11 protein-coding genes are annotated in these 13684 nt (G+C 48.6%); 10 read left to right on the forward strand and 1 reads right to left on the reverse strand.

All coding sequences use genetic code 11. The annotated features are described in order from the left end of the window. Positions 1–73: 73 nt before the first annotated feature. The 3 genes from ACAN54_RS12500 (at position 74) to ACAN54_RS12510 (ending at position 4550) form a co-directional block, all read left to right on the forward strand. The gene (locus ACAN54_RS12500; protein WP_379155861.1) at positions 74–1276 is read left to right on the forward strand and encodes an MFS transporter; all 1203 of its coding nucleotides are present in this window, start codon (positions 74–76) and stop codon (positions 1274–1276) included. A 251-nt stretch (positions 1277–1527) separates the two neighbouring features. Then, the gene (locus ACAN54_RS12505) at positions 1528–2850 is read left to right on the forward strand and encodes an ABC transporter substrate-binding protein (protein WP_379154874.1); all 1323 of its coding nucleotides are present in this window, start codon (positions 1528–1530) and stop codon (positions 2848–2850) included. Beyond that, positions 2847–4550 (forward strand): methyl-accepting chemotaxis protein, encoded by a 1704-nt coding sequence (locus ACAN54_RS12510; RefSeq protein WP_379154877.1) that lies wholly within the window; start codon positions 2847–2849, stop codon positions 4548–4550. Before ACAN54_RS12505 ends, ACAN54_RS12510 begins: the two co-directional genes overlap by 4 nt. A gap of 196 nt (positions 4551–4746) precedes the next feature. Here the strand turns inward: ACAN54_RS12510 and ACAN54_RS12515 are convergent, their stop codons facing one another. Beyond that, positions 4747–6840: a methyl-accepting chemotaxis protein gene (locus ACAN54_RS12515; protein ID WP_379154880.1), complete on the reverse strand. Its 2094-nt coding sequence runs from the start codon at positions 6838–6840 to the stop codon at positions 4747–4749. 314 nt (positions 6841–7154) lie between these two features. Here ACAN54_RS12515 and ACAN54_RS12520 point away from each other — a divergent pair, with 314 nt between their 5' ends. From ACAN54_RS12520 to ACAN54_RS12550, 7 genes are all read left to right on the forward strand, one after another. Next, entirely contained in the window at positions 7155–7997 is an 843-nt protein-coding gene (locus ACAN54_RS12520; protein ID WP_379154883.1) for a methyl-accepting chemotaxis protein, read from the forward strand. Positions 7998–8164: 167 nt separating this feature from the next. Further along, complete coding sequence (locus ACAN54_RS12525; protein WP_379154885.1) at positions 8165–9250, forward strand: LolA family protein; 1086 nt, start codon at positions 8165–8167, stop codon at positions 9248–9250. 280 nt (positions 9251–9530) lie between these two features. Continuing rightward, entirely contained in the window at positions 9531–10712 is a 1182-nt protein-coding gene (gene alr / locus ACAN54_RS12530) for an alanine racemase (RefSeq protein WP_379155864.1), read from the forward strand. Between the two features lie 213 nt (positions 10713–10925). Continuing rightward, positions 10926–11207, forward strand: a complete 282-nt coding sequence (locus ACAN54_RS12535; protein WP_025708964.1) for a CopG family ribbon-helix-helix protein — start codon at positions 10926–10928, stop codon at positions 11205–11207. Between the two features lie 3 nt (positions 11208–11210). Beyond that, on the forward strand, positions 11211–11561 hold the full coding sequence (locus tag ACAN54_RS12540) for a type II toxin-antitoxin system PemK/MazF family toxin (RefSeq protein ID WP_019913013.1): 351 nt from the start codon (positions 11211–11213) through the stop codon (positions 11559–11561). 214 nt (positions 11562–11775) lie between these two features. Beyond that, a complete protein-coding gene (locus ACAN54_RS12545) occupies positions 11776–12333 on the forward strand; it encodes a TetR/AcrR family transcriptional regulator (protein WP_379154889.1) in 558 nt (185 codons plus the stop codon). A gap of 107 nt (positions 12334–12440) precedes the next feature. After that, entirely contained in the window at positions 12441–13649 is a 1209-nt protein-coding gene (locus tag ACAN54_RS12550) for an MFS transporter (RefSeq protein WP_379154892.1), read from the forward strand. Positions 13650–13684: the final 35 nt, after the last annotated feature.

Here is a 13684-nt window from a genome sequence, read left to right on the forward strand (position 1 = left end):
ATGAACGATTCGTTCAGTATTTAAATGAAGGGTGGTATTCACATTGAACCAGGTAAAACAGGCAAATCGAGGGATGAGTGCGACACATGCACAAGAAGGACAGGAAAGGAATGCGGTCCCAGGCTGGATTACTTTTCTATTAGCGGCAGCCTGTGGCCTGATTGTAGCCAATCTGTATTATGCTCAAACGCTGGTTGGACCGATCAGCGAAGCTACCCATCTCTCTTCAGGAGCAGCGGGCCTTATTGTGACACTGACCCAGATCGGCTATGTGATTGGCCTACTGTTCGTTGTGCCCCTTAGTGATATTATTGAAAATCGCCGCCTCACAGCGATCTCACTGTCTGTTGTGGTGGTTGCTCTCGTAGCAGCTACCTTCGCTCCGAATGCACCGTTGTTTCTGGGTGCCTCTCTATTGATTGGACTTGGTTCAGTAGCTGCGCAAATTCTGGTACCGTATGCTTCCTATCTGGCGAGTGATGAACATCGCGGCCGGGTAGTGGGAAATGTGATGAGCGGGCTGCTGCTGGGAATTATGTTTGCCCGTCCGCTGGCCAGCTTCATCTCCGGTCTCTGGGGCTGGCATGCGATCTTTGCTATATCTGCTGTAGTGATCGCTCTACTAACGATTCTGTTATCCCGTGTTCTTCCAGAGCGCCAGCCTGTGCCTGCAATGAACTACGGCGGACTGATCCGTTCCCTCGGGACCCTGCTAAAAAGCACTCCAGTCTTGCGGCGCCGCGCTATGTATCAGGCCAGTCTTTTCGGAGCCTTCAGTCTCTTCTGGACAACTGTTTCACTGCGTCTGGCCGATACCTATCATCTGTCCCAGCAGGGGATTGCTCTCTTTGCTCTAGCCGGTGTAGCCGGAGCGGTAGCCGCTCCTATTGCCGGGAGATGGGCTGATCGGGGGTGGACCCGGCCGCTCACAGGTCTTGCGTTTGGACTGGCGGCCGCAGCCTTTTTACTCGCTTATCTATTTCAGAGTGATTCCAAAGTGACGCTGGGACTGCTGGTGGCTGGGGCGATTATATTGGATATGGGAGTATCGGGAAATCTAGTGCTTGGGCAGCGTGCAATATATTCTCTTGGCAGTGAAGCCAGAGGACGCTTGAACGGACTATTTATGGCAATTTTCTTCATTGGCGGAGCTATTGGCTCCTCTCTCGGAAGCTGGTCCTATGCCTATGGCGGCTGGGGGCTTACCACTTTGATCGGACTGATGCTTCCGGTACTGGCTTTCTTGTACTATTTAACTGAGAAAAAACAAGCGTAAGTCAACAAAGATAAAGCCTGTTTTGTTATAACAACTGCTCTCCAAGCTGAATCACATCAGCGCCTGGGAGCAGTCTTTTTTATGGAAAGGACCAACAAAGTAATTACAACAATCCAGACTAGAACTTTTGAACTACTCACTCGGAACTTATTCATTAACGAGATGGCTTATCCGATATATAAAATACACAGATAAAAATCTACAAAAAATCTAAATTTTAAACAAATTTCGACAAAAAGGGGCAGGTTTTTTTGAAAAAAAAGAAATTTCGAGGGTTATTATGGGTGTTTACTAGTCTTTTAGTACTATCTGCACTAACGGGCTGCACGGGTTTTGCAAAAGACACCGAAGTGAAAACAGCAGACCAGAAAGTGACTTTGAAATTCATATGGTGGGGGAAGCAGCAGCGCAAAGAAGATACCCTCAAGGTCATTGATCTGTACATGAAGAGTCATCCAAATGTCAAAATCATTACAGAGGATTATTCGGTCAATGATGAGGTAGCTACTCAATTAGCTATGGAAACAGCTGACCAGAACACGGCAGATATCATTCAGGGAGATTATGAATTTATTTTCAACTATATTAACCGGGGTTTGATAGAGCCGCTTAATCCTTATATCCAGCAGAAAATCCTATCCACAGCGGATATTTTACCGGATACACTGGCTCCAGGGATGAAGGATAAACAACTGTATGCCATTAATATAGGAATGAATTCAGAAGCGGTGCTGTACGACCCCGAGTTCTTCCAGGAAGCAGGGATTACAGTCCCAACGAAGGACTACACGATTGATGATCTTCATGCAACGCTTGTGCAGCTGAAAGAAGAAATATCTACACCGGATTTCTATCCATTAGGCAACATGTTTAATGTCAATTTCTATCTGAGAAGCCGCGGGGTTAAGATGTATAATGCTGACGGAAGCGGGCTTGGATATGATGACGATAAGATACTGGCTGATTATTTTGCCCTCTATAAAAAATGGGTGGACGAAGGCTTGCTGAGCAAGGATTCATTGAAGGATTGGCCGATTGATGAGAATCATCCTTTAATTACCGGCAAGTCGGCATTTTACTTTGCGTTCAGCAACAATACCAGTGCACTTAGCAAAATTGCCGGACATGCAATCCACCTGTTGCCTTTTCCGCAAATATCCAAAGAAGCTGAAGGCCGATTCATCAAACCTTCCATGTTCTTAATGGCCTCTTCCTATTCGAAACATCCGGAGGAAGCCGTCAAATTCATTGATTTCTTTGTAAATAATGTAGAGGCCAATAATATTCTTAAGGGGGAACGCGGAGTCCCGGTATCTAAAGCGATCTCTGCAGGTCTATCCGCCAAAGCAGATGAAGTGGGCAAACAGCAGTACGAACTGCTTGATTATCTGAAGACCCATTCCACGCCGATCGATCCTCCTTCACCCGGAAATGCTGGGGTTTTGAAAAATGCGATTCAGTTAATATTGAGTCACGTTATTGAAGGCACCACCACTCCCGAAGACGGGGCTAAGCAATATCGGATACAGGCTAACAGCACCCTGCAGGGAACCAAGGAGGAGTCAGAGAAATGAGCAGACTACTAGGCACATTTACGATAAGAAAAAAGCTCTACAGCGGCTTTGGATTGGTCCTGATTCTCTTGCTCGTTGTATCTGTCAGCAGTTATGCCTACCTCTCGAAGGTGAACAGATCCTATACTCATCTGCTTACGAATAAATCCCAATCCGTTCAGCTGCTCAAAGATTTAAGGATTGATGTAGAGTCGGAGAAATCCAGTCTGAACAGCTATCTGGTCAACGGGGACGAGAATAACATCACTGTGTTTAACGAGGCTCGTACAAGCTTTGTTACCATTCTGGAAAAGTTGAAGCTGTTAATCAACGATCGCGAAGACAAGCAAATTCTTGCCGGTCTTGATCTCTTGCAGGAACGCTATAGTATTACCGCAATGAAGGTCATAGACAGTAAGAAGCAGAATGATCCGGAGACGTATCTGAAAATACTTGAATCACAGGGTCCTGTACTGAATAAATTCAGCAGCACTGCAGAACGGCTGGTTCAGCTGCAGGTGGATGATCTTACCGTCGAGGCTAATAATACGTTTGATGAAGTATCCCGGATTAAGCTGCTGGTGCTTGCCCTAACGGGTGCAGCCCTGGTGCTGGGGGCGATTGCCTCTATTCTAATCAGCAGAATGATATCGAATCCAATCCTCAAACTTCAGAAGATGGCGGTCCAGATTGCGGATGGCGATTTGCGGAATACATCGGTTGATATCAAAAATAAAGATGAGATTGGTCAATTGTCGGTGGCCTTCAACAATATGGCTAATCATCTGCGTGTACTGATTCAGGAAGTCGGTTCGAATGCAGAACAGGTGGCGGCTTCTTCCGAGGAGCTGACTGCCAGTGCCGAGCAGACCGGTCAGGCGACAGAGCATGTAGCGATGATTACGGAGCGGGTGGCTGAAGGTACTCAGACACAGGTGAATAGTATTGAAGCCAGCGTTGCGCTCGTTCAGAAGATGGATGGAGAGGCTGCACAAATCGCCGAGCGCTCCGTCCATGTCAAAGAATCGGTGGATATGGCTTCCAGCCTGGTATCGGAAGGGATTCAGGCGGTTGAAACAGCCATCCGGCAAATGTCAGCTGTATCGGCGAACGTGGGTGATGTCTCGAAGGTGGTAAGTGCTTTGGGCGAAAGCTCCAAAGAAATCGGGGATATCATTGCGATTATTACGGATATTGCCAACCAGACCAATCTGTTGTCCCTGAACGCAGCAATTGAAGCGGCGAGAGCAGGCGAGCATGGACGGGGTTTTGCTGTGGTGGCTAGTGAAGTGCGCAAGCTTGCTGAGAAGACGGCTGAATCCGGGAAGCGGGTATCGGATGTCATTCGTTCGATTCAATTGGAGACCAGCCAGACCATTGAAATGGTCGTACAGGGAGAGAAGGAAGTTGAGCTGGGGATACATGCTGTCCGGACTGCCGGCCAATCCTTCACAGAGATTGAAGCTTCTATACAAGAGATCAACGAACAGATCAAGAGTGTATCGGATTCTTCCCAAGGGATGTCTCACGAAACACACGAATTGGTCATTGCCTTTGAGCAGATTAACCAGATGACCGCATTATCGTCAGAGGGGGCGCATGATGTCTCGGCTTCTGCTCAGGAACAATTAGCCAGCGTGGAAGAGATTGCGGCTGCTTCCAGACTCCTCTCCGAGCTGGCCCAAGAGCTGCAGGATAGTATAGCCAAGTTTTCGGTATAAAAGATTATTGTACTTACAAGAGATGACTTCTGGATTTGTCCAGGAGTCATCTCTTTTTTGCTGGTGTACCCGGATAAGCACGACTTCTCCAGCCGGCATGTCCACACACAAAAGACCCGCAGGGCAGATCACTTTGTCAGAGTGTCATTCTTGCGGGTCACCTATTATTATTTAGAGAGGGTCTGGTTGTTCGGGGTTACTCCACCCGGAATTTAGAGGCTGCTTCTGCCAGGTTTTTCGTAAGCTGATCAATCGTTCCTACCATCTCTGCCAACTGTTCAACGGTAGAGGACTGCTCCATCATAGTAGCTGTAACTTCTTCCACCGATGCGGATACTTCTTCTCCGGTAGCGGAGAGGCTTTGGGCCGAATCGAGAACGTCATCCTTGTCTTTCTGCATATGGGCCATTTCATCGGCCATGGTTTTAATTTGAACCGTGATATCTGTGATTTTGTCCAAAATGGTCTGGAAAGCTTGTTGAGTCTGCCCTACGAGTTCATCCTGTTCGGCGGAAATCGTATTGATCTGGATCACACTATCATTATTTTCTTCCACAAAGGCAAGGTTTTGTTGAATAATCTCGTAGATTTCGTTCGATTGCTTCGAGCTTTGCTCAGCGAGCTTGCGGATCTCGGATGCCACTACTGCAAAGCCTCTTCCATGCTCTCCGGCTCTTGCCGCTTCAATCGAGGCATTAAGCGCGAGCAGATTGGTCTGAGTCGCAATCTGATTGATGGCTCCTGTAATATTGCTGATGCTGTTAGAGCTGTCCTGAAGTTTGACAGTGATAGCGGAGATTTTCTGGACTTCCTGTTCATTCTTGTCGCTGATCTGGATCAGACCCTCGACGACCTGATTGCTGATCTGGAAGACTTCGACGATTTCTTCTGCTCGCTGTCTGACCGATTGCGCGTTGTCGTTCATTGCAGCAACTTTCTTGCTGAATTCAGAGAACTTATCAACGATATGCTCCGTGTCATTGGACTGCAGCTCCATCGCCTGGGCTATTCCCGTTGAGGTGACGGAGGTTTCATTAATGGAACGGGCGGTCTGCTTGGAGGTCTTCTCAAGCTCATTGGTGCTTGTATTGAGCACTGTAATCGATTGGTTCATATTGGTGATGAGTTCTTTATTTTGCCGGACCATAACATTGAAGCTGTCTGCCAAGTCCTTGAACTCACTTTTATACTTGCCATCTGCCGTCACGGTCAAATCGCCATCCGCCAAAGTTTTGAACAGCGAGGTCAATTTGCCAACGGGTCTCGTGATGGAGCGGGATAACAGTAATCCGAACCCAATCGCAACCAGCAGGGCGATTACGGTTACAATGAATATTTTCATCAGCATATCCTGAATAGGGCGTTTGATGTCCTCATAAGAGTCGATCACTGAAACGGACAGATCGGCCTTTGGGATTTTATTGAACCGCAAATACTGGTTGCCATATTCGACCGACCGGGTATCCAGCTCCTTGGTTGCGCGAATATCCAGTAACATTTTGATCCCCGGATTGTTACCGACGCTTTTCCCTATCCTCTTAGGATCGGTCGAGTTGTACAATACAATTCCGCTTCGGCTTATAACCTCTATTTGGCCTTGTCCGTTAATCTTAATATTGCCCAGCTTTTCGAGGAAGAAGCTGCTGTCTACAGTCATTGCCAGAACGCCTAGCGTCTTACCGTCATCTGTTTTGATCGGCTGGGCGAAGACCAACAATAATTTGTTGCTGCTTTTGGATTGAATCGCATCGCTGATAAATGCTTCTCCTTTAATCGTTTTGGAGAAATATTCACGGTCCGATCTGGATTGTCCTATATTCTCGGTTTTTGTTCCTGCCACGATAGTCCCATGGGAATCAAGTACGAGCAAGGAATCACTGCCATTTGCTCCTTTCAGCGTGTCTTGAAGAATCGAATTTGCTTTATTGAAGTAGGGATTCTCTGAAGAAAAAAAGGCTTGATCGGACAAGGTTCCCTGGTTTCTAAGCTCTAATAGCTGTTTGAAGGTATTATGCACAGAAATTACAAAAGAGGTCTGTTCCTGCAACTGCATCGCAGTCCACAGTCCTTCACCTATGCGGTCGCCATTGGCGTTAATTTCATCCCTGCTTTTCCGGAGCAGCAGATCCGATGAGAATAGATATACCGTTACTGAAGTCGCCAAGAGAACGACAGCAACCAGCAAGCTTAATAATACGGGAAGTTTAACTTTTAGAGACATATTGCCTATTTTATTGGATGCTTTGTTTTTGAATATTTTGTTTTTGAATCCTTTGTCGCTGTTCCCCATCTGTTCATTCTCCTCTGTGTTTGATGTAACTTGTAAATGGCTTCGTTACATTATCGGTTCAAAATTTGTTTTAATTTAATGATAATATTTTACATATTCCCTTTCTGATTTTCTGGATATACCGCTTGTCGCTACAATCTAGTTGTAACAAGTATTTATGTAAAAAAAATGATATAAAAATTAAAATATCTGATGTTCTCTGAACCGATCTGGATGGAAGCCATATCTATGGAATTCAAGGTAATATCTAATATAACGTTATTTTTTACTGTGCTATAATGATCAAAAATATTTCCACAGGAGCTGTTGTAGTCATGAAAAACCAAAGTGAAACAGATATCGAACCTTTACTGGAATCTTTGAAAATATCATTGCCGCTGGTGCAGCAGCTATTTCCACTTGATGTAATGTTCGCATTGGCCGATTTGGATAAGTTCATCTATTATCTTCCGGGGACGGAACTGGATATCCGCATCCAAGAGGGCACTCCGGTTCCGCCAAGCGGGGGAATACGGATGGCGCTGGAGACAGGGGAAGCAGTCAGCGCAAACATACCGAAGGAAGTCTACGGATGGCCCTTCAAATCCTCCTCTATGCCGATCAGGGACAGGGACGGGGCAGTTGTTGGAGTGTTCACGATAGGAATCAGCCTCGGCAATCAGGAAACCTTGAGCTCTGCGGCGAACTCACTGGCGGTGACCTCAGAAGAGATCAGTTCCACTTCGGAGGAGATTGCCGGAACCGCCACAGATTTGGCGAGCACAGTAAGCGATTTGAAGGTGCTGGGCCAGAGGGTTGTAGAGGAGCTTCAGAAGACAGACGAGATTCTGGATTTCATCCAGAAGGTAGCAGACAACTCCAACCTGCTGGGCCTTAATGCTTCTATTGAAGCGGCACATGCAGCCGAGCATGGGCGGGGATTCGGCATTGTCGCGCAGGAGATCCGGAAGATGTCCGTATCCAGCGCATCGTCCGCGAAGGACATCGCCGGTATCCTGCAGATGATCAAGAAGAATATTAACCAGATGGATGCCACGCTGATGGATTGTCTGGCGCAAAGTGAGCGTCAGGCTGCAGCGACAGAGGAAATTACCGCCTCCATGCAGCAGCTGGCTGCATCAGCCGTAGAGATTGAGAAGATCGCCCGGCTAATCTGAGGAGAAGAGTATCATGAAGCCCGCGCCTAGCGCGGGTTTTTTAGATTGAAGTCCGGTTGTCCGCGATTATCCCTCATGCTTGTCATGCCTGTCAGCATATTGTAGGCAAGTCCCTCATAGACATGTACTAATCAATGCTTTTCAAAACAGGTTAAGGGGATGATGTCATGCGCCGGATAACATGGGTACTCGCTATCATTATGAGCGTGACCCTGGTGCTTGCGGGGTGCGGGAAGAAGGATGCCGCTTCCGTGGTCAAGGATTTGAACAGTGTGTCTGATAAATTGGAGAGCAAGCAGGGGGCTTACCAGGGTTCAGGCACGATGACGCTGTACACCGGCGAGCAGCCACAGGAGTATAAAGTGGAGGTCTGGTATAAGAATCCTTCTTACTATCGGATCAGCCTGTCGAACGTCCAGAAGGATGTTACGCAAATCGTGCTGCGCAATGATGAGGGCGTATTCGTACTGACACCAAGTCTTGGAAAAAGCTTCCGCTTCCAGAGCGACTGGCCGGACAACCAAGGTCAGGTCTACCTGTACCAGACACTGGTCCGGGGAATTGTCTCTGATAACAACCGCCAGTTTGTGGAGGATGGAGACAATTATGTGTTCGAGGTAGCGGCCAATTATCAGAGCAGCGCACTGGTCCGCCAGAAGATTTGGCTAGCCAAGAAAACCTATGAGCCGAAGCAGGTTCAGGTCTCTGATTCCGAAGCCAAGGTTGTGGTGAACGTGAAGTTCGACAGCTTCAAGTTTGATCCGGAATTCACAAAGGATTCTTTTGATATGCAAAAGAATATGGCCACCGGCATGCCATCCGAGAGCACAGTGGCGGAAGTTGACGAGAACGGCAATCCGGTGGCTGTACCGGAGAATAGTGATCCATCAGGGCAGCCGGTTACCGCCGAACTCGGAGATTTCGGTATCATTGAACCGGGATATATTCCTGCAGGTGTCCAGCTTAAGGACTCCAATAAATTGGAGGACAGCAAAGATCATTCAGTACTGATCCGTTATGACGGAACCTACCAGTATACGATTATGGAATCGCGTCCGCTGGACCGTGCCGTCTCGCTGGCTCCGGGCAGTGTGATTGATCTGGGCTTCACAGCAGGTCTCCTCAGCGGTGATGAACAGCAGACACTTACCTGGATGAGCGATGGTATCGAGTACCGGATTACCAGTGCAAATCTTCCGGTTAGCGAAATGATGCAGATTGCCGCTTCTATGGAGGAACAAACGGGTAAGTAAATAGGAGTAGGCGGATACTGCGTATTGTGGGAGTCTTTCCTCTACATGCAGTGTCCGCTTTTTTTTATTATTTCTCGCTGAAACGGTTACCGTTCTTAGAAGGACGGCGCGACCGTTTCCAGAGGTCTGATTAGACGAGGACAGTCCGGCAAGGTTCTGCACTAAGATAGTTCCTGTTACATTGACAGCCGCCTTCCATTAGCATTACCATTGAAGTAAGACATACATTAATGAGATGCTGCAGAGATGTTTTACTACAATGTTAGAAGGTGACCTTGAAGTGCAAGCAAGCTATCGACCTACAGTAGCTGAGATTAATCTCGATGATCTGCGTGCCAATTATGAGGCTTTCCGTAAGGTTCTTCCAGCGGAGACCAAATTCATGGGATGCGTCAAAGGTAATGCGTACGGCCATGGAGCGGTGGAAGTGGCACGGGAGCTGGAGCGACTCGGAGCGGACTATGTAAGTGTAGCTTTTCTGGATGAGGCATTGGAGCTGCGTGAAGCGGGAATACTAATTCCTATTCTCGTACTCGGCTACACCTCACCGGAAGGAATAGCCGTTGCTTGGAAGAACCATGTAACCGTAACACTATTCACACCGGAGGTGCTGGAGGCAATAAGACAGCTTCCTGCTACACCGGAGCACCGGCTGAAGGTGCACATCAAGATTGACAGCGGGATGGGAAGGCTGGGACTTTTACCGGCTGACGCGCCCGATTTCATCGCTGAAGTGCATGCTGTAGCGCAGGCGGAGCTGGAGGGAATGTTCACACATTTTGCCAAAGCAGATGAAGAAGACAAAAGCTATACACTGTTGCAGCACCGACGGTTCATGAGCGTGGCCGAAACGCTTCGGGACAGAAACATTCACATCCCGATCATACATACGGGCAATAGCGCTACGGCCATTGATACACCTCTTTTATCCAGAAACATGGTGCGTGTAGGCATAAGCTTGTACGGTTTCTACCCCTCTACAGAGGTGAACCGCGAGCTGGTGGCTTTACACCCGGTAATGACGCTGAAGACGCAGGCGGTGTATGTCAAAACCCTGCCGCCCGATTGGGGCATCAGCTACGGCACCCGATACTTCACAGACAGCGAAGAGATCATTGCAACGCTTCCTGTGGGGTATGCTGACGGATATTCCCGCATGCTAACAGGCAAAGCGGAGGTGCTAATACGCGGACGCCGCGTTCCTGTCGTCGGTACCATCTGCATGGACCAGTGTATGGTAACGCTCAAATCTTTCGCTGAAGAAGCGAAACAAATCAAAGCTGGCGAAGAGGTTGTTCTCATCGGCCGCCAGGGCGCCGTGTCGATCACGGCAGATGAACTGGCACTCCATCTTGGAACGATTCACTACGAGGTAATCTGTATGCTGGCCCACCGGGTGCCGCGTGTGTTCATACGCGAAGGCGCTGCTCCTAAGCTGGTAAACCCCTTGCATCAGTCTTAATGGCCTTACCGTGTTACTCATACTGGAACTGATATAGAAGGAGTAGGTCGTGTAGACTAGTGTGACTTATGGTCTATACGAACCGCCATTTGTAGTTTATAATGGAATGCAGCATACTTGATATACTGGCGGCATATATTCCTTGTATAAAATTCCTTGTATATTGTAACACTGGAACACAAGGGCAGAAGGTTTGTGGGGGTGGAAGAGAAGGTGGCCAATTTGCAGAACACCAAAAGAATCATGATCAGCTTGCCCGATCATCTCTTGCAGGAAGTGGATGGGATCGTCCAATTGGAGAACTCCAACCGGAGTGAATTGATCAGGCAGGCCATGAAGCTGTATCTAAGCGAACGGAGGAAACGGACCATACGCGATTCGATGCAGCGTGGCTATATGGAAATGGCTAAAATCAATTTGACCATGGCATGCGAGGCGTTTCTCGCGGAGGAAGATGCAGACAGTACTCTAGGCCGCTTAGTAAGCGGGGTGTAGATATTGATCGTTAAACGCGGCGACGTTTTTTTTGCCGACCTTTCGCCGGTGGTGGGTTCAGAACAAGGCGGAGTAAGGCCGGTACTGGTCATTCAGAACGACATCGGCAATCGCTTCAGTCCGACAGTCATTGTGGCAGCCATCACTGCCCAGATTCAGAAGGCTAAACTGCCGACTCATGTGGAAATAGATGCGGCTGCTCACGGTTTTGACAGGGATTCTGTCATTTTGCTGGAGCAGGTCCGGACCATTGACAAACAACGCTTGACCGATAAGATCACCCACCTGGATGACGAAACTATGAAATTGGTGGATGATTCGCTGCAAATCAGCCTGGGACTGATTGATTTTTAATCAGGCAGACTATAGATGACCGTTAATGTAGTAAGAGGCACACCCGGGGTAACCGGGTGTGCCTCTTTGACTCTATAGGCCTCGAGGCACTTAAGGAGGCAGCCATTTCATGTTTGAGGCAGCTCTGTGATATAATTAGACCGTATGGTCGGTCTAGAAGGAGGTAATCAGGATTAAAGGACGTTCTGACGGAGAAGAGACGAAGAAACGCATTGTGCAGAAGGCTTCACAGCTGTTTGCGCAAAAAGGGTACGGAGCTGTAACCATGAACGAGGTGTGCTCAGCGGCCCAAGTCAGCAAAGGGAGCCTGTATCATCATTTTCCCAGCAAGGATGAGCTTTTCCTGTACGTTGTGGAAGAGGATACGGAGCAATGGCTGCTCCAGTGGACACAGAAGAAGAGCCGCATAAGTGGTGTCGAGGAGCGGTTCTACGCACTTGGCGAGCATTATGCGAATGATTTCCAGAATCCGCTGATCCGGGCACTTGAGGAATATGCCAGATCTCATTCCCTCTCGGAAGAGGTGCAAGAGCGTCTTGCACGGCTCTATGAATCCGCCTCGGAGGCCTGCCGCAGTCTTCTGCAAGAAGGGATGGACTCCGGATACCTGATGAACGGCAATTTGAATAATTATGTAATCGTGGTGAGTGGTTTGCTGGAAGGGGTCGGCAGAGTCAGTGAGATCATAGCCTCTGCTAAGGCACCGGAGGATATTATGCAGTATTACCGGGAAGCCATCAGACTTCTGCTGCAAGGTATGCGTGCACGCTAAGATATAGGCACTACGCGGTATTCACCCGTTGGGTGATTTTCTTATGATTTACTTACGGGAACACCAGAGATATCACGAATGGGTTCGGAAATACGGAGGATACTCAAATGACATTATTACTTAGAAACCGGGGCGCGATGCTGCTCCTGATGCTGAATATATTTCTGGCCTTTACAGGGATCGGATTAGTTGTTCCCATTATGCCGACTTACATGAATGAGCTGCATATTGGAGGCAGTGTAGTTGGCTTGCTGGTGGCTGCCTTTTCTCTAACCCAGCTGATTCTCTCGCCTTGGGCCGGAGGGCTGTCCGACAGAGTGGGGCGCAAAAAAATTATTGTCTGCGGCTTGGTTGTCTTCGCGCTGTCGGAGCTGCTGTTTGGTCTTGCCGAGTCCAGCTGGCTGCTGTTTGTGTCCAGAATGCTGGGAGGCGCCGGAGCAGCCCTAATCATGCCTGCAGTTATGGCCTATGTGGCGGATACGACCTCCATGGAGGAACGGGCTAAAGGCATGGGGCTGATTAATGCCGCTATAACCACTGGTTTTATTATCGGACCGGGTCTGGGTGGGTACCTGGCTGAGCTTGGCCTTCGTGTCCCTTTCTTCGCTGCTGCTGCGGCAGCGGCCTTCGTGGCAGTGGTGACCTTCTTTGTACTGCCGGAGTCCCGTTCAACCGAGCAGCTTGCCGCAGCCGGGTCCATGGAGGGGAGTAAAGACCGCCTTGTTTCCCAACTGGTGCGTTCCTACCGGGAACCCTACTTTTTCGGTTTGCTGATTGTTTTCGTGCTTTCCTTCGGACTTGCTAATTATGAGACGGTATTCGGATTGTTTGTGGACCGCAAGTTCGGGTTCACGCCGAAGGATATCGCTTTTGTCCTCACCTTTGGTTCGATTTCGGGAGCAGTTATTCAGGTTACGGCCTTCAGCTGGATTTTGAACCGCTTTGGTGAAAATAAGGTCATTTCGGCCTCTCTGCTGGCCTCAGGGCTGTTCATCTTTCTGACCTTGTTTGTTCAGGGCTACTGGGCGATCGTCACTGTAACCTTCATTGTGTTTCTGGCCATGGATATTTTGCGTCCTGCTGTCGGCACACAGCTCTCCAAAATGGCTGTGGAATCACAACAGGGCTTTGTGATGGGCATGAATTCTGCCTATACCAGTCTCGGCAATATTGCCGGACCAGTTGTAGCAGGCGTCCTGTTTGACCTGGATATTAACTTTCCCTACGCGGTGGCTGCGCTTGTACTCGTACTCTGCTTTTTAATGTCGCTTACTTCAAGAAAACGGATGAGCCGCCCGGGTCTCCAAGGAAAATAACGGGAATGGGCTTCTCCTGCATTTTGGCGCGGGGC

This window comes from Paenibacillus diazotrophicus, from assembly GCF_042610465.1.